At 38.1% G+C, this 16,978-nt stretch carries 15 protein-coding genes; 4 read left to right on the top strand and 11 right to left on the bottom strand.

Translation table 11 applies throughout. The features are described from left to right. Window positions 1-91: 91 nt before the first annotated feature. Together CEF19_RS10865 and CEF19_RS10860 are read left to right on the top strand one after the other, a co-directional pair. Window positions 92-664: a TetR/AcrR family transcriptional regulator gene (locus CEF19_RS10865; protein ID WP_100406084.1), complete on the top strand. Its 573-nt coding sequence runs from the start codon at window positions 92-94 to the stop codon at window positions 662-664. Window positions 665-686: 22 nt separating this feature from the next. After that, window positions 687-2,144 (top strand): MDR family MFS transporter, encoded by a 1,458-nt coding sequence (locus tag CEF19_RS10860; protein WP_100406083.1) that lies wholly within the window; start codon window positions 687-689, stop codon window positions 2,142-2,144. A gap of 265 nt (window positions 2,145-2,409) precedes the next feature. Here the strand turns inward: CEF19_RS10860 and melA are convergent, their stop codons facing one another. Continuing rightward, complete coding sequence (melA, locus tag CEF19_RS10855) at window positions 2,410-3,915, bottom strand: alpha-glucosidase/alpha-galactosidase (RefSeq protein WP_100406082.1); 1,506 nt, start codon at window positions 3,913-3,915, stop codon at window positions 2,410-2,412. Window positions 3,916-4,102: 187 nt separating this feature from the next. Beyond that, window positions 4,103-4,411 carry a winged helix-turn-helix transcriptional regulator gene (locus CEF19_RS10850; protein ID WP_100406081.1) on the bottom strand — a complete coding sequence of 103 codons (309 nt, stop codon included), beginning with the start codon at window positions 4,409-4,411 and terminating at the stop codon, window positions 4,103-4,105. Between the two features lie 176 nt (window positions 4,412-4,587). Here CEF19_RS10850 and wrbA point away from each other — a divergent pair, with 176 nt between their 5' ends. Next, window positions 4,588-5,247: an NAD(P)H:quinone oxidoreductase gene (gene wrbA, locus CEF19_RS10845; RefSeq protein WP_100406080.1), complete on the top strand. Its 660-nt coding sequence runs from the start codon at window positions 4,588-4,590 to the stop codon at window positions 5,245-5,247. Between the two features lie 248 nt (window positions 5,248-5,495). Here the strand turns inward: wrbA and CEF19_RS10840 are convergent, their stop codons facing one another. Next, the gene (locus CEF19_RS10840) at window positions 5,496-5,912 is read right to left on the bottom strand and encodes a universal stress protein (protein WP_100406079.1); all 417 of its coding nucleotides are present in this window, start codon (window positions 5,910-5,912) and stop codon (window positions 5,496-5,498) included. 250 nt (window positions 5,913-6,162) lie between these two features. Here CEF19_RS10840 and CEF19_RS10835 point away from each other — a divergent pair, with 250 nt between their 5' ends. After that, on the top strand, window positions 6,163-9,204 hold the full coding sequence (locus CEF19_RS10835; protein ID WP_100406078.1) for an efflux RND transporter permease subunit: 3,042 nt from the start codon (window positions 6,163-6,165) through the stop codon (window positions 9,202-9,204). A gap of 76 nt (window positions 9,205-9,280) precedes the next feature. On the opposite strand, the gene CEF19_RS10830 is transcribed toward CEF19_RS10835, so the two are convergent. The 8 genes from CEF19_RS10830 to CEF19_RS10795 all read right to left on the bottom strand — a co-directional run bounded on the left by CEF19_RS10830 (window position 9,281) and on the right by CEF19_RS10795 (window position 16,885). Continuing rightward, entirely contained in the window at window positions 9,281-10,327 is a 1,047-nt protein-coding gene (locus CEF19_RS10830) for a lactonase family protein (RefSeq protein WP_100406077.1), read from the bottom strand. Between the two features lie 122 nt (window positions 10,328-10,449). Continuing rightward, window positions 10,450-10,875, bottom strand: a complete 426-nt coding sequence (locus CEF19_RS10825) for a hypothetical protein (RefSeq protein WP_100406076.1) — start codon at window positions 10,873-10,875, stop codon at window positions 10,450-10,452. Then, entirely contained in the window at window positions 10,872-11,687 is an 816-nt protein-coding gene (locus CEF19_RS10820; RefSeq protein ID WP_227521968.1) for an energy-coupling factor ABC transporter ATP-binding protein, read from the bottom strand. The genes CEF19_RS10825 and CEF19_RS10820 overlap by 4 nt, the downstream gene beginning before the upstream one ends. Next, window positions 11,675-12,433 carry an energy-coupling factor transporter transmembrane component T family protein gene (locus CEF19_RS10815; RefSeq protein WP_100406075.1) on the bottom strand — a complete coding sequence of 253 codons (759 nt, stop codon included), beginning with the start codon at window positions 12,431-12,433 and terminating at the stop codon, window positions 11,675-11,677. The genes CEF19_RS10820 and CEF19_RS10815 overlap by 13 nt, the downstream gene beginning before the upstream one ends. 23 nt (window positions 12,434-12,456) lie before the next feature. Then, window positions 12,457-13,080, bottom strand: coding sequence for a CbiM family transporter (locus tag CEF19_RS10810; RefSeq protein ID WP_100406074.1), 624 nt, complete (start codon window positions 13,078-13,080; stop codon window positions 12,457-12,459). Window positions 13,081-13,092: 12 nt separating this feature from the next. Further along, on the bottom strand, window positions 13,093-13,713 hold the full coding sequence (locus CEF19_RS10805) for a hypothetical protein (RefSeq protein ID WP_100406073.1): 621 nt from the start codon (window positions 13,711-13,713) through the stop codon (window positions 13,093-13,095). 242 nt (window positions 13,714-13,955) lie between these two features. Then, window positions 13,956-15,125 carry an ROK family transcriptional regulator gene (locus CEF19_RS10800; RefSeq protein ID WP_100406072.1) on the bottom strand — a complete coding sequence of 390 codons (1,170 nt, stop codon included), beginning with the start codon at window positions 15,123-15,125 and terminating at the stop codon, window positions 13,956-13,958. 53 nt (window positions 15,126-15,178) lie between these two features. Next, window positions 15,179-16,885, bottom strand: coding sequence for a SulP family inorganic anion transporter (locus CEF19_RS10795; RefSeq protein WP_100406071.1), 1,707 nt, complete (start codon window positions 16,883-16,885; stop codon window positions 15,179-15,181). Window positions 16,886-16,978: the final 93 nt, after the last annotated feature.

Raw genomic sequence — 16,978 nt, 5'->3', positions numbered from 1 at the left:
TTATTGTAAATCATTGATTGACAGAACTCGTTTCAATTCTATATATTTATATAGACCAGTTGTTATAATTTGTTTGAAAGGGACCGTTGACATGACTTTTAAGAACGATACTCAAGTTAAAATTCTTGAAACCGCATCAAGGCTGTTTCAAATACAAGGCTACCATGCGACCGGCTTAAACCAAATTATTAAAGAAAGTGGTTCTCCAAAAGGCTCTCTCTACTATTACTTCCCCGGTGGAAAAGAAGAACTTGCCGCAGAAGCCATTCATTATACACGAGAGGCTGTCACCTCGCACTTGAGGCAACGTCTAGAAATCCATACGAATGCTGTTGTTGCCATTCAATCTTTTATCAAAGAGTTTTCCACCAAATTTGAAAAAGTACAAAAACTTGAAGGTGCACCTATTGGTTTATTAGCGCTTGAAACGTGGATGATGAGTGATTTGCTTCGAGAAGCTTGCCGCCTAACCTATGAAAGTTTTCAACAAACGTTTGTCGATAAATTAATAGACGATGGCTTCGATGAGGAAAGAGCAAGAAAATTAGCTGTCGTGATTTCATCAATGATTGAAGGTGCTTTAGTTCATTGCGTAACGAGAAAGGATGGTCAGCCTCTACTAATTATTAGTGAACATATCCCAATTTTATTAAAAAAATATTAAACACCTAAAAGGAGAATTTCTAATGCATTCAGTTCAAACACAAGAACAACCTACATCTCATCAGGAAGAGAATGTAAAGGTTTTGCCAATTATGATGTCACTTATTATTGGTGCCTTTTTTGCGATTTTAAATGAAACTCTTTTAACCGTTGCTTTTACTGATTTGATTAAAGAACTTCAAGTTTCTGCAGCGACCATTCAATGGCTTTCCACTGGATTTCTACTCGTGGTCGGAATATTAATCCCGGTTTCTGCACTAATTATTCAATGGTTTACAACGCGTCAAATCTTTTTAGGTGCGATGATTCTTTTTACAATTGGTACGATTATTTGTGGATTTTCCCCTAACTTTTCTTTCTTACTTTTTGGGAGGATTATTCAGGCAGCAGGTACGGGCTTACTTATCCCGGTTCTTATGAACACTGTCCTTGTTCTCTATCCACCTGAAAAACGGGGCGGCGCGATGGGGATGATTGGACTCGTTATCATGTTTGCACCTGCAATTGGCCCAACGATATCAGGTGTTATTGTTGAGTCGTTAAATTGGCGTTGGTTATTTTATATCGTTATTCCAATGGCCCTTTTATCGATTCTATTTGCCAGCATTTATTTAAAAAATGTTACACCTGTAACTAAACCAAAAGTAGATATTATATCAATTATACTTTCCACTTTAGGTTTTGGTGGAATTGTGTTTGGATTTAGTTTTGGCGGGGAAGGTGAAGGGGGCTTTCTTAGTTTCTCTGTCATCGTGACATTACTTGTGGGTGTAATCTCACTTATTCTATTTGTAGTAAGACAATTAAAATTACCTGAACCTGTTCTTGACGTTCGAGCCTTTAAATCACCAATGTTTGCCTTAACGACAGTTTTAATTATCATCATGATGATGACAATGTTCTCTACAATGATTATTATTCCCATGTTCTTGCAAGGTGGCCTCGCTCTATCTGCCTATGTAGCTGGACTTGCCCTATTACCAGGGGGAATATTAAATGGCTTTCTTTCACCTATTTCTGGTCGATTATTCGATAAGTTCGGACCGAGATCTCTTATCATTCCTGGATCTGCTCTTGTCGTTGTGGTCATGTGGATGTTTACAAACGTATCTCATGCCACTTCGTTAATCACCTTTATTACTTTACACACGCTATTAATGATTGGTATCGCATTAGTTATGACACCAGGACAGACAAATGGATTAAATCAATTGCCACGTAAATACTATCCACACGGAACAGCGATTATTAATACTCTTGTACAAATTGGAGGAGCTGTCGGTATTGCGTTCTTTATAAGTATAATGACTGCAGGCCAGCTTGCTTACTTAGATGGTGCAACTGACCCAACTCCTGCGCAACAATCTGAAGCATTAATTTCAGGTGTTCAAGCGGCTTTTTCTGTGGGATTAATTTTCGCGATTATTGGCTTTGTGATTACATTGTTTATTACACGTTCTGTTCCACCAACTGAAGCATAAATCATGAGGATGACTGAAGGTAAAACTGCATAATTTAAAAGGGGTTGTGGCATAAGGCGGTTTTAACCTTATACCACAACCCCTTTGCAATGTGGGAAAGTCGCTAATCTCTTAAAATCCCTACGGTGAGGAGGCCACTGAAAAAGGTGAGTGAGTTTCTCATCGCAAGGAGTAGCGAACGGAGCCATTACAGCTTCTTTGGGGAACTTAAAAGAGCCGGTTTTTCCTTTTTCAGTGCCCTCGTTTGGAATACCCCTTTTTTTATTTATTTACTAGCAGCTGGTCGTTCCATTGCCTTGTCTGCTTCCCCAGCATTTTTCTTAGCTTCCTCGCGATTTTGTTGCATTTCTTCAATTGTCTTTGTTTTTATCCTTGCTGCTCCGTTGTATTCTTTCACAGGAATTAAATTTCCTGAAGCTAAGCGGACTTTAGCTTCTGAAATTGCCATTTGGAATTGTGGTAACCACTTTTCTCCTGCTACTAGCATTTCATCAACCATTTGCCATATCTCCGGTGGATTACACACAGCCCCAACAAGTGGATCCATCATAAACGCTTGACGAAGTAGTTGGTCATCACCATGACTAGCTGCCTCAACAGCTAGTCGTTGTACAGAAATACTCACATTACACACAGCCGCACATCCTAAAGGCAACTCACCAACATATGGTGTACTAATTCCATTACGATCAACATAACCCGGCGCCTCAATGATTGCATCATCTGGAAGGTTCGAAATCACGCCTTTATTGACGACATTAAAATGGCCTCTATATACACGTCCTGTTTCTAAACCTTCGACTATATAGGATCCATGCTCTTGACCTCGTTCTTCTTCTGAATACGTGAAAGCAGGTTCCTTCATCCAATTCGGAAAGTCTGTTTCAAACCAATTACGTCCTTCCGTACATACCCGCAAATAGCCACCAGTTTCTCCATTAATCCAAGTTCCCATATCAATCCACTTATTGATTTCTTCAGGCCGTTTCCGGTACCACGGTACGTACTCACTCAAATGTCCGTTTGACTCGGTACTGTAATACCCGAAGCGGCGGATCATATCAATTCTAACTTTCTCTGTTTGACTAAACTCTGGGTGGTTTTCAAATGCTGTTAATACATCATTAGTTAAGTCTTTACCATTATGTTTAATTTGAACGTACCAAGTTTGATGATTAATTCCAGCGCATATAATATCCACTTCTTCTTGCTTAAGTCCAAAAGCGTCTGCAATTTGACGATGTCCACCTTGAACCCCGTGGCAAAGTCCGATTGTATTAACTTCACCATATTTATTACATGCCCACGTGAGCATCGCCATTGGATTTGCGTAATTTAACAGTAAGCAATCACGTTCCGCTACTTCACGTATATCCTTACAGATATCTAACATGGCTGCAATTCCACGTTGACCATACATTATTCCGCCAGCACATAACGTGTCGCCAACACATTGATCTACTCCATACTTTAACGGGATATCAACATCATGTTTAAATGCCTCTAACCCCCCAATGCGCACAACACAGAAGATATATCTAGCATTCTTTAATGCCTCTCGTCTGTTAAGGGTTGACTGAATCGTGATATTTAGGCCATTTTCATTAATATCCCTTTGACATAACTGAGTGACCATTTCAAGGTTTTTCGGATCAATATCAGTAAAGGCAACTTCAATTTTTTTAAATTCTGGTACTGCTAATAAATCTCGCAAAAGGCCCCGAGTGAATCCAATACTCCCTGCCCCAATAAATGCGATCTTAAACGTCATATCATTCTCCCCCTTAAAGAGTGTATTCAAAAAGTATATTCTATGACAAGTTTAACACTTCAATTTATTAAGCGCTTTCAATTTTGTGACCAATAAATCACCTATATGTTTAAAATCCTCACTACTTTTTCTTTCATAATAATTGGGGTCGTATTACCAAGCTCGATAAATACGACTACCCCGTCCTCTATTCATAATCCTCTGCCCATTTTTGGACCTCATCTATTACAGCTTTGAGTTTTTTTCCTTTCTCAGTCAGTTTATACTCAATTCTTACTGGCTTTTCAGGATAAACATGACGAACAATAATTTCTGCATCTTCTAATTCTTTAATTCGTTCAGTTAAAATCCGATCACTCATATTTGGAATTAAGGAAGAAATATCACGAAACCGCTTAGCATCATTTATTAATGCGAAAATAATTAAACCTGTCCACTTTTTTCCTAGTAATGTAAATGCAGATTCAACTTTCGGACAAAGCATACCATGTTCCATCATCGTACCCCCCATATTACTTTGTATTTCACTTATTATACGTTGGTTATTTTTAAAAAGATACTTGACATTAGTAAGTATATTTAATACTATACTAATTATAAGTAAGTTACTAATATTTTAAAAACCCAGTTTTATTAAATTGAAATGGGGAACAATTAGGTAGGTGCGGCATCATGAAACTTCTCAATAAACTATTTAATCTTTCAAACAAAAAGGAGAATGAAATTATGTCAATTAAATTAGCAGTTATTTACTACAGTTCAACAGGTACAAACTATCAACTAGCAAAGTGGGCTGAAGAAGGAGGTAAAGCTGCTGGTGCGGAGGTTAAGGTTTTAAAGGCTCCTGAGCTTGCTCCACAAGGTGCTATTGATGCAAATCCAGCATGGAAAGCACATGTAGAAGAAACAGCAAATGTACCAGAAGTAACATTAGATGATCTTGAATGGGCTGATGCTATTGTCTTTAGCGTACCTACACGTTTCGGTAATTTACCGGCACAAATGAAGCAATTCATTGATACAACAGGTGGGCTATGGTTTAATGGAAAACTTGCAAACAAAGCCGTTAGCGCAATGGCTTCTGCGAGTAATGCACACGGTGGCCAAGAAGCCACAATTTTATCTCTTTACACAACAATGCATCACTGGGGCGCAATTATTGCTTCTCCTGGTTACACAGACCCTGTTCAATTCACATCTGGTGGTAACCCATATGGAGTAAGTGTAACAGTTGGTCAAGATGGAAAAATGCAAGAAAATGTAGAAGATGCTGCAAAGCACCAAGCTAAACGTACAGTTCAAGTTGCAGAGGCTCTTCAAAGTTTGAAGTAAATATGAAATCCACGCGGGTGTCCGACTTTCGGACACCCGCGTGGCCTGTCTACAAGTTAAAGTAGGGAAAACAGAAGGCAACTGCTCCGCACGTTGCTTAAAGTACACTGAAAGTATAAGGTACTCTTTTCGTCTTTTTCTCTAATTGGAACGATAATACTTCTTAGCTTCTGTCTATCTATGCATGATTAATCTAACATCACACACTTCCTAAAATGAACACTTTAAATGAAAAGACCTCATCAATACTACTTCACGATTATCACTGGACATTTAACGAGCTTTGCCACCTTATAACTAACACTTCCAAGCATGAATGTTTGAAAGCGATTCAATCCTCGACTCCCAATTACTAAGCAATCATAGTCGCTTTGATTTGCGACATTTACAATAGATGACCCCGGCTCCCCGTGAATAATTAAACTTTCAAACTCAACTTTAGCTTCCTTTAATTTCTCCTGAGCAGGCTGCATTCGGTCCTTTCTTTTCTTTTCTACTTCAACCGGATTATCATTATTAATCACATCAAACTTCGACATTGATCCTTCTATAACATATAGAAGGTCAACTTTAGCATTCGATGCTTTTGCTATCTTAACGGCTATGTCCACAGAGCGTAGTGAATGTAAAGATCCATCAATCGGTAACAAAATATGTTCAAACATTACTGTCTCCCCCTACGCTTTATCTTATCTTATTCAAACCCACTATTTATTCTACTTTTTCTCACATCTTAACAGTTTTATCTATAAGTTCATATTAAAAAGTTGCTAGGGAATCGTCTAATGAGTAAGTAGAATTTTCTCCGTCTCAAGACTTAGAAACAATTACTTCCAGGAAATGATTCTTTTTCCATATATTTAATCTATAATTTGAAAGTACAAAACTAAAAACAACATATTGGAGGAAAAAAAGATGTCCTTATTAAATTTTTTACTTGAACGTAAGCTTATCGTCGGTCTACTGGTTGTATTTGTGCTTGCTATAGGCTTATATTCTACGACCAAATTAGACCAAGAACTTATGCCACCTATTACGATGGACGGAGCTGCTATACAAGTTGAAGCAGGCGATATGGGTGCACTTGATGTTGAACAACGAATTACAGAACCAATCGAACAGACCCTTGAAGGTATCGATGGTATCATTTCATTTGAGTCTACTTCATCTATTGGACATAGCTCACTATCTGTTCAATTAGAGGAAGGACGTGGCGATGATGTATTTAAAGAAATGGAGTCTCAATTAAACGAATTAAAGCCCCAACTAACTGAGATTAAAGACATGTCAGTCAATCAATATTCTTTAGATAACCCCTATGAATTTTTTATGGATATTTCAGCTGGGAATAAAGAAAGCATGACGGAATTTGGGAAAGTGGTTTTAGAGAAGAGACTTGAAGCTTTACCTGAAGTTCGTGATGTGGCTCTCGTTGGCATAGACGAGAAAGAAATGGTTATTGAATTGAAACAAGCAAAGCTTTCTGAATGGGGCATTAATCCTACCGATGTCATTACAACTATTCAACAAACAAACACTGAGGTTGCAATAGGCGAACTAGTAGGGGAAGAAAATGAACCCACTCTTCGTTGGAACACCACCTTTCAAGACGTCGATGACTTAAAATCAATCCAAATTGAGACTTTAACTGGAAGAAAAACATTAAATGAGTTGGCAACCGTATCAGAGCTTTCTTCTCAGCAAACAGCCGGCGCGTGGAAAAACGGTACTGCAGACTTTATTTTAGTTCAAATTGGCCGAGTGCCAAACGTCACTCAAATTGAGATGGCTACAGCAGTTCGAGCAGAAGTTGAAGCTATTAAAAAAGAGGGCCTTGTCTCTGGTTTTGAACTAGATGAAGTTGTGGCCCAAGCAGATTATGTAAGAGATTCAATTGATGGAGTTTCTAAAAATGTCTTAGTTGGTGGCGTGATTGCAATTGTGATTTTATTATTGTTTTTACGTAATGTCCGGGCTACGTTAATTATCGGATTAGCGATCCCTATCTCTATCCTGCTTACCTTTGCAGCAATGTGGTTCTTTGATTACAGCTTTAATATGCTTAGTCTAATTGGATTAGGATTAGGGATTGGGATGATGGTTGATGCCTCAATCGTTATACTTGAATCTATTTATCAGAAAAGAGAGCAAGGATTTGAGAAACTAGACGCTGTCCTTCAAGGGACAAAAGAAGTTGCCACAGCCGTACTCGCCTCAATGCTCACGACCATTGTTGTTTTTTTGCCAATTGGCATTCTCGGTGGTGAAATGGGTAAATTTATGATAATTTTATCAGTTGTTGTTTGTATTACACTAATTAGCTCTGTACTAATTTCCTTTACACTCATTCCAACACTGGCTCATAACTTCTTGAAAACTAAAGTGAAACAGCAACGTCCAGATGGTTTTATCGTAACTATCTATGGTCGCTTAATAAGCTGGATTGGTCAAAAGAAACGAAATCGTTATGGTGTCATTACAGTGTTCCTCCTTGTTTTCATAGGCTCTCTTTTACTAATTACGAAAATTCCTATGACCATTATGCCAGATGTCTTTAATCGGTATGCAGAGATTTCCATTCAATTAGAAAGTGGGGTTACACCAGCAGAGAGGGAAGACATTGCTATCGCAGCTAATAAACAGTTATCTGCAGTACCTGATGTAACAAACAATATTATTCTCGATAGTGTCGGTGCAATGTATGTTCTCGTAAATATGACTGCTGAAGATGAAGCGACACTTGAACAGAAAGAAGTAAATGAACAGATTCTTTCCTCCCTTAGGAAATTAGAAAACCAATATCCGATCGTTAGCATTGGTTCCGCCATGGATGGCGGGGGTGGACTTCCAATTACTCTTGAAGTTACGGGAGAAAGCTTCAGTATACTTACAGACGTTGCAAGTGATCTTACTAAACAACTCTCAGACATTGAAGGCATAGTATCGATTACAACATCAACAGAGAAATTGTCTCCTGAACATGACATTGTTTTGAACGAGCAGAAAATGGAGGAAGACCAGCTTTCCTCTCAATTTCTTCTTCAGCAAATGAATCAAATGTTCTCGAGAATTCCCGTTGGCGATATGAGCGCTCTCGATAACCAACCTATTGTAATAACCAGTGATGTGTCCGTTGAGAACGAATTGGAGTTTTTATCAGCTAAGATTCTCCTCCCATCCGGCCAAACAGAGAAACTTTCAAAATATATCGAATTAAAACCCACTGTTGTCCCAACTCAAATTGACCGAAAAAAAGGAGAACGCGTTGTTACGGTTATGGCAGACATCGAGAACCGTGACTTAGGATCGATTAACCGAGAAATTACGGAGTTGCTAAACGGATACAATCCTCCTAATGGTTATTCAGTTTCAACAGCAGGTGACTTAGAGGCTCAACAGAAAGCCGTACAGGAAATGGCGATGATTCTTGGCATCTCTCTTTTCCTCGTCTATGTCGTAATGGCCATTCAGTTTAATAGTTTAAAACATCCTTTAATCGTCATGTCAATCATTCCATTTACGATAACAGGCGTCATTATCGGCTTGCTTTTGACACAACAAGAAATGAGTGTGATGGCAGGGATGGGTGTGATTATGCTGATTGGCATTGTATTGAATAACGCGATTCTCCTTATCGACAGAACCAAACAACTTCGAAATGAGAATGTTTCGCTTGTTGAAGCGGTGGTCACTGCAGGTAAAACAAGATTACGTCCAATCTTTATGACTACCTTAACGACGATTGGAGGAATGCTTCCACTTGCTCTTGCAACCGGTACAGCAAGCGGTTACCAAGCACCCATGGCCACTGTTGTCATTTCAGGACTGCTATTTGCAACTGTCATCACGCTCGTCTTAATTCCAGCTATTTATCTTTTATTTGAAGATATCTCTCGCGGATTTCAAAAGTTAATACGAAGAGATAAGTCGAAACTAACTGTAGAAAAAGCTGCTTAATACAGAAAAGGGTGTTCCACAGTGGAACCCCCTTTTCTTGTATTTATTTCGTTGTTAATTTAGTAAGGCTTATCATTTATAAGAATTTTATACAGACTGCTTTCGGTATCTTTACATCTGATTGAATAACACTTAACTTCCCTGTTGACTGATTTCTTGCATATAAGACAAGGTTTCCAGTCGTTTCATTAGAACCGACCACAAATGCTTCCGTAGGATCTAATACGAAGTCACGAGGCCAATCACCCTCTGATGAGACAATTTCCACTAATGTTAGTCCACCTGTATCTTGGTTCACGCTAAAGACCGCGATACTATTATGTCCTCGGTTTCCTGCATAAACAAACTTTCCATCTGATGAGATATGAACAGCACTTCCCTGGTTATTTGCAGTAAAAGTCTCAGGAATCGTTGAGATATATTGTTTTTCTGTAAATCTACCCTTTTCCATATCATAGCTCAGAACAATGACCTCTGAGCTTAATTCAGTCATTACATAAGCATATTTTCCATTTGGATGAAATGTCAGATGACGTGGCCCACTTCCAGAATTTGTAGAGTAGCTAGCTACTTTGGTTAATGTTCCATTTTCAATTCGGTAGGAAACAATTTCATCTGTACCTAAATCAACACCTACAACAAACTTTTCATCAGGTGTAAACCCTGAATAATGAGCATGTGGCTTTTCCTGGCGTTCATGAGGCCCTGATCCAGAGTGAGCCATCACTGAGACAGTAGGTGAAATTGTGCCATCCTCATTAATGAGATGTGACTCAATCGTCCCTTTATGATAATTTGCCGTCACAAGCTGAGTTGTTTTACTATCCGTGCTCACATGACAAGGATTCGCCCCGTCTGATAATTCTTGATTAAGTTTACTTAGCTTACCCGTCTCATGATTAATTGCATACGATGCGACCCCACCTTGTGAACCTTCCTTCGCAACAGCATAGAGATACTTTTTATTTGCACTCACATTAACATATGTAGGGTTTTCTAATTTTGCAGCTAATTTTACATCAGTAATCTTTTCGCTCTGCGTGTCTAACGTGAATTGATAAACTCCTTGACTTCCTTCTTTCGTATATGTACCAACATAGCCAATAAACTTATTGTTCTGCATCTCTCATTCCTCCAACTCTTCATTATGTCTAATATTGTAACACAAGTGTACCTAACATTAAGTAAATCCAAATATCTCACATTACCAATAACAAAAGGAGAGTCTTTTAAAAACAAAAAATTCTATCTGCCTTTTTTATCCGTTCTCGAACGTGTTCGTTGGTAGAAAAACCAAGCAATAACTATAAAACTCAAAGAAACGACAGCTACCGTTACCCATTTATTTAAAAAAGGGGCTTCCTTTTCTTCCCCGACCACCCATTCGCCTCGATGTCCAATTCCATCATCAGCAACTAATAAATGGGCTTCTTTCATATCACCGAAATCAAAATGCCCTTTTTCATCCAAGCGTTCTTCAAAAAGAAGATGTCCTTCTTCATCAAGTACTTGAACAATGGTTCGGCTAGAAAAGCTTTTGTCCTCATAATGAACCCTCACCTTATTTTCCCCAATTGGCTCAATAATCATCTTATGTGCGTATACATTTAAAGGAAACGCAATAATAATCAGCATTGCTAACAAACTCTTCACCAAAAATTCTCTCTTCATTTAGAGCACTCCTGTAGCTTTTGAATATGCCTTTCTGCTTCTTCTATTTTTTTCGGTCGTAACGAGGTGTGTCGAAAAAGCTGATAAAGACGCGGGACCGACAGCTGCGCTTGTCGCATAAGTTGCTCGTCCTCAAGCAAGGAGACCGTTCCTTGGGCGATCTTTCCGCCTTGATTCATAAGCATGCATTCGTCTGCCCAACTGTAGGCAATATCAACATCGTGAGTTGTGAGAACGATTGTTTTTCCATTTTGTTTAAGCACCTCAAGGAGCGACAAGAAATCTTCTAATGCGAAAGGGTCTAAACCTGAGAATGGTTCATCAAAAAGAAGCAACTTTGGTTCCATTGCAAGGACGCCGGCAATCGCTACTTTCTTTTTTTGACCTAAGCTTAAATGATAAGGAACACGATTTTTGAGTTCTTCAATTTTAAGTAGACGTAATGTTTCATTCACAACTTCTTCCACTCTTGATTCTTTGTAACCCTTGTTTCTTGGACCAAAAGCTACATCCTCATAAACCGTGGTCGCAAACAATTGATTTTCTGGGTTATCAAAGACAAGCCCTACCTGTTGTCGGATTTGGTGAACATTCCCTTTCACTACTCTTGTATTAAAAATATTAATTTCCCCAGATTGAGGAAGTAGCAAGCCGTTGAGATGCTGTAGTAAAGTCGACTTCCCACTACCGTTTGCTCCTAAAAGCGCAATATTACTTCCACTAAAGGAACAGGATAAATCTGAGAGCGCTACTGTTTGATTCGGATAAGAATAAGACAAATTTTCAATAACTATATTTTTTATGCGAACCACCACTTTTCAACAAGTATAAAAATACCGATAAACATTAGCATACTTATAGATTTCAGCCAATCCATTGCCATAATTGGCCTTGGCGAAGACGTTGGTATCTTTCCTGAAAATCCTCTAGCTGCCATTGCTTGATACACTTTATCGGATTGTTCTACCGATTTCAAAATAACCCCTGCCATGACACTACTATAAACTTTAAGTGATGATGGTTTTGATGAAGCCCTAAAAGCCCTAGAAAGCAACGCTTTATAGAACTGGCTTAATGTTCGATGAAACATCATTGTATAATAAAGTGTTAAAGTTAACACCGAAACAATCACTGATGGTATTGGTAACGCCGCCAGTCCTTTTATAAATTGTTGCAGTGGTTGACTTAGCACAACTATCATCATAAGTAATAACGAAGAGGTTGACTTCAATGCAATCATCAACACGAACAATAACAAATCTTGATGGACTGGCCATCCTTTAGATAATAAGATTGGAATGCTCATAAGAATCAAGAATGGGATGAGCAAGATTAACTTCGAAATCAAAAAGCGAAACGTAAATTGCATCGTTCGTGCGATGATAAGAAGACTTACTAAAAGAAGCGCTAAGAGGTAAAGCTGTTCAAGATATACAACACCAAACGTAAATAAAATACAAGTAATAGTCTTTGTCCTTGGCTCCCATAATGCTCCCCAAGAGGTATTCTTAATTCTCGGGTTCACTCGCTTTATTTCTTCAACAAATGCAGCTCCCATAGGTATTTGTTTCCTTTCTTTCTCTATGCTTTTACAGGATTCCTTGCAATAATACCAGGACGGATTTTCACAATAATTGAAATAATAAAGCCAGTTAAAAAGGCTTCAATGACTAACAAAGGAATATGACCTAAAATTAATATGCGTACAACAGAAAAAATGCCGTCTGTATAGAATGAGCTCGTTAACGCTAATAGCAATGTTAATAAACCAACCGCACCTACCACCCCTAACCCACCACAAACAGAACCGAGAAATTGAATTTTTGCATGTTCTCTATTCGATAGTTTCAGAAATAAACGATGGCAGACCATCGCAGGAATGGCGAGCATTAAGATGTTAGCTCCAAGTGTAGTTATCCCACCGTGCTGAAAGAGCAATGCTTGAAGCAATAAGGCAATAAAAATAGCTAACACACTTCGCTTACCGATGATAATCCCGATTAGTCCACATAATAGGGGGTGTATTGAACTCGGGCCCATCGGAATGTTTATTAGTGACAAAACAAAGAAGGCTGCGGTCATTAAGCTTATTCTCGGGATTTCTTCTTCCGTAATCCCTCGGATTGAATAGATAACTGCTACTCCCGCTACAACACTTGTCGTTACAACAACAGGAAAACTTAAAACGCCATCTGACAGATGCATAATACGTTGCTCCTATTCATGAGAATGGTCCTCTTCTTCCGTATGTACAGAATCGTCTTCATGACTGTGACCATTTCCATCATATGTTTTTGTATCTTCAACAGGAATAACATCTCCAGAAGGATGTAAAATGTTCATATCAAATTCATCAGCTACATGCTCTGTGAATATCTTATAACGACCTGCTTCGGTAATGGTAAATGTGAATGAAGTGGATCCTGCTGGGTTCAATGCAAGATTATAACTATACTCACTTACTGCATCAAAGGAACCGTCTTGATCCACTTCCTCATCTGGGTCAATGTCCATAATATGTGCAGCATGATGATCGAAGTCTAGAATATTCCCATTCTCTAAAATAAATGAAATGAGCATACTCTCATCTCCAAATTCATTATGGTTTAGTAGAAGAGTATATGTACCCTTTTCAAATACGTAGCTTCCACTCCATTCAAACGGTAACTCGTCATGATGACCTACATCGTCCTCTTCCTCGACTATATCACCCTCCTCTAAAACTTCTACTATACTAGAATCAATGATATCTTGATCCGCACTTTCTTCCGTTTGACCACATCCAACCAATCCAGTACTTATTAAACCTATTGCAAGCATAACCATCGATTTTTTCAAAAGATATTCCTCCTCTATTTTAGGGGATCATTGTGATTTCTAAAAACAAAAAACCCTTTCTCATCGAAGAAAGAGTGAAAACGACTTGGTTAAAAAGACAGATTACTTCATCGTTTGTCGACACCTACATTTAACAATTCTATTTAAATAGAGGTTCCACTTTATGAGCACCCTTTTGAACATGTTCTAATAGTAATCTGTCTACAATAGATTTTCAACTTTTTTTACAATAAAAGCATCGTTTAATCAAATAGAGAATTAAACACTTCAATCCCAGCCCCAATAGCTGTTGCATCTCTTCCTAAATAACCTTTTTGAATACTCGTGACATGGATACTGTTTGAATACTTATACTTCATAGCAACCTCAGTGACTTTATTAAAAAAGCTTTCACTTTCCTCTATTAATTTCCCTTGGAGGATCACCAAATCAGGGTGAAGTAGATTCATCATATTTGCTACTGCTAACCCATAATAGTAAGCAGCTTCATAGACAACATCTACTACTACCTGGTTCTTCTGGTGAAGGGCTTCTATCAACTGGTCAGTGGATTTTACGACAACTGAGCAATTCCTTTCAGAGATCCTTTCAAACATCGCACCAAATGAGCTATATGCATTTAAACAACCTTTTTTTCCACAAGAACACAACCGTCCCTCTGGATTTACAATCATATGCCCATAAGAACTTGCGTCACCTTGTCTACTATTTAAAGAAGTACCAGCTTGGATATAGCCACAACGAATTCCATATCCACTGATGCTGTATAAAAGATTTTCTTTCGTAAACGATTGAGCGTGGTATTCAGCAATCGCAGCTGTATTCCCGCCATTATTTAAAACAATAGGTACAGCGAATTCTTTATTAATTTCTGAAACAATGTCCACATCGTTCCAACCCTTAGCAAGAAACGATTCTGGATTAATAATGAGACCCTTTTCCCTATTTAACGGTCCTACCGCGCCAATACCGACACCAATAATTCCCTCAACCGATAGACAGTTTCTTTGAAGTAATTTTCTCATATCAGAAAGTATTAAAGGTATCGTTATTTCTGGTGTATGGTCTAGTGTCAAAAAAAACCTCTCTCTATCAATAACTTTAAACTCTAAATCTAACAACAAGACTTGAACATGTATCCTGGCAATCTCAATGCCTATCAAATGACCAGCATTTGCTTCTACCTTATATAGAATCGGGGGTCTCCCGCCGTTTGGCTGACCAATCTCTCCAGAGCAAAGCCATCCATTGCCTTCGAGTTCAGTAATCATTCTTGTAAGCGTAGTTTGTGGAACTGTAAACAATTTTAATAATTCAACTTTTGAAATGGGTCCTTCTCTGTGAATTAATTGATAAAGTGACTTTTTACTTTGATTTCTTTTCGTTTGATTACTTAAAAAATCCCTAAGCATCTATACACCACTTTCATGACCTTTTATTCTATACTCACCTTATCTAGTAGCTATTAAATTGAGAAATCATTTACCCATTTGTTTGGTTTAGTTACATACTCTGAAGTGAAGTAAGAGTGCAATCCTTTTTCCTTAAGAAGCTGGTCAATTGTTAAATGATTCTGTTGTTCTTTATATTTACTTTTCCATCCTACTTTATTAACGGTATCACGAACAGACCCTTTCATGTTTGCAAACAAAATCGTGACTCCCATTGTCCGATTAAAATCAATAAGTTCTTCTAATCGTTGAATGGACACTGTATCAATATCATTCACTCCACTCATTTCAATTATTAGCCATTGGGTTGATTTATTTGTAAGTATTCGCTTTACCTTCTCTTCCAGGAAAGAAATATTTGCAAAGTGAAGGCTCGAATCAATTCGTAACAAGACGACTTCATCTGCTGTTATGGCCTCTGAATACCTACTTATGTCACGAAATGTTTTCTCTTTTTCTACAAACCCCAATTGAACAATACTTGGTTTTGCGCTTTTCTTAATAATTAATACAAGAGTAAACACTGCACCCATAATAATTCCCCACTGAATTCCAACAAATAAGGTAATTAGGAACGTTGCAACCCAAATCCAACCTTCAAAAGCATTCACCTTGAATAAATACTTCATTTCTTTTATATCAATTAGTTTATAGACTGCTACGATAATAATCGCAGCAAGTGCAGCATTTGGTAAATAGTAAAAAACTGATGTGAAAAAGACTAACGTCAACATCACAAAACAACCTGTAATCACCGCTGCTAATTGTGTTGCCCCACCGGTTTGATAATTTACTGCCGTTCTTGAGAAGCTACCGTTTACAGGAAAAGCTCCAAATAAAGAACCGATAATATTTGAAAGACCTAAGGCTCTAAACTCTTTATTTGGGTGAATTTCATATTTTTCTTTTCTGGCTACTTCCTTCCCTATCGCTAACGATTCCATAAACCCTAATAAAGCAATTGTGAATGCCATTGGTACTAACATTTGAATTGTATCTATAGACAAGCTAGGAAAAGCGAATGCCGGGAATCCTCTTGGTACAGAACCAACGATGGTAATCTCTTGTGCCTCTAAACGAAAAAACATCACGGACGCAATAGTAATAATGACAACAACTAGAGCAGATGGGATACGTGGAGTCCACTTTTTCATAACTAGAAGGAGCAGTATACAGAATACTCCAAGAATAAAGGTTAAAAAATGAATATCATTTGTTTTCTGAAAGATTTCAATGATGAGAAGGTGAACTTGCAAATAGTTCCCTAAATCGATACCTAGCAGATGCTTCAATTGACTAATCGCTATAACAATTGCAGCTGCCGATGTGTAGCCATTCATAACAGATTGAGGAATAAACTTAACAATAAACCCTAATTTTAATAGCCCAAATGAAACTTGAATAATACCAGCCATCATGGCGAGGGTTACGACTAACGAAATATACGAAGATGATCCTGGATCTGCATAAACCGATACTCCTGAAAACACAAGCAATGATGTAATTGCTGTAGGACCGACTGATAAATGCTTAGAAGAACCGAGTAACGCATATACAAAAAGAGGAATCGTTGACGCATATAAACCCATAACCGGTGGAAGACCTGCTAGCATAGCATAAGCCATACCTTGAGGAATCAGCATGACAAAAAGGGTCAATCCTGCAATGAGATCTCTTTTTAACACTGACTTTCTTTCATTCAATAAAGGTTTAATAGTCATCGTTAATCCTTTCTAAAGCAGAGTTACTAATAGTTTAGCATACTTTCCGCCAAAACGGACTAAAGTGTACATGATTTGGTCCAAAGGATTTTG

It is taken from the genome of Bacillus solitudinis, from assembly GCF_002797395.1.
GTDB classification, from domain to species: domain Bacteria; phylum Bacillota; class Bacilli; order Bacillales; family Bacillaceae_D; genus Halalkalibacter_A; species Halalkalibacter_A solitudinis.
This window is presented reverse-complemented; position numbering and strand designations above follow the sequence as displayed.

Bases quoted from the DNA above. Each gene is read 5' to 3' on its own strand.
- wrbA (WP_100406080.1), top strand. From the start codon at position 4,588: ATGAAACTTCTCAATAAACTATTTAATCTTTCAAACAAAAAGGAGAAT.
- melA (WP_100406082.1), bottom strand. From the start codon at position 3,915: ATGACGTTTAAGATCGCATTTATTGGGGCAGGGAGTATTGGATTCACT.
- CEF19_RS10815 (WP_100406075.1), bottom strand. From the start codon at position 12,433: ATGGGAGCTGCATTTGTTGAAGAAATAAAGCGAGTGAACCCGAGAATT.
- CEF19_RS10800 (WP_100406072.1), bottom strand. From the start codon at position 15,125: ATGCTTAGGGATTTTTTAAGTAATCAAACGAAAAGAAATCAAAGTAAA.
- CEF19_RS10810 (WP_100406074.1), bottom strand. From the start codon at position 13,080: ATGCATCTGTCAGATGGCGTTTTAAGTTTTCCTGTTGTTGTAACGACA.
- CEF19_RS10865 (WP_100406084.1), top strand. From the start codon at position 92: ATGACTTTTAAGAACGATACTCAAGTTAAAATTCTTGAAACCGCATCA.
- CEF19_RS10860 (WP_100406083.1), top strand. From the start codon at position 687: ATGCATTCAGTTCAAACACAAGAACAACCTACATCTCATCAGGAAGAG.
- CEF19_RS10830 (WP_100406077.1), bottom strand. From the start codon at position 10,327: ATGCAGAACAATAAGTTTATTGGCTATGTTGGTACATATACGAAAGAA.
- CEF19_RS10850 (WP_100406081.1), bottom strand. From the start codon at position 4,411: ATGGAACATGGTATGCTTTGTCCGAAAGTTGAATCTGCATTTACATTA.
- CEF19_RS10840 (WP_100406079.1), bottom strand. From the start codon at position 5,912: ATGTTTGAACATATTTTGTTACCGATTGATGGATCTTTACATTCACTA.
- CEF19_RS10795 (WP_100406071.1), bottom strand. From the start codon at position 16,885: ATGACTATTAAACCTTTATTGAATGAAAGAAAGTCAGTGTTAAAAAGA.
- CEF19_RS10825 (WP_100406076.1), bottom strand. From the start codon at position 10,875: ATGAAGAGAGAATTTTTGGTGAAGAGTTTGTTAGCAATGCTGATTATT.
- CEF19_RS10835 (WP_100406078.1), top strand. From the start codon at position 6,163: ATGTCCTTATTAAATTTTTTACTTGAACGTAAGCTTATCGTCGGTCTA.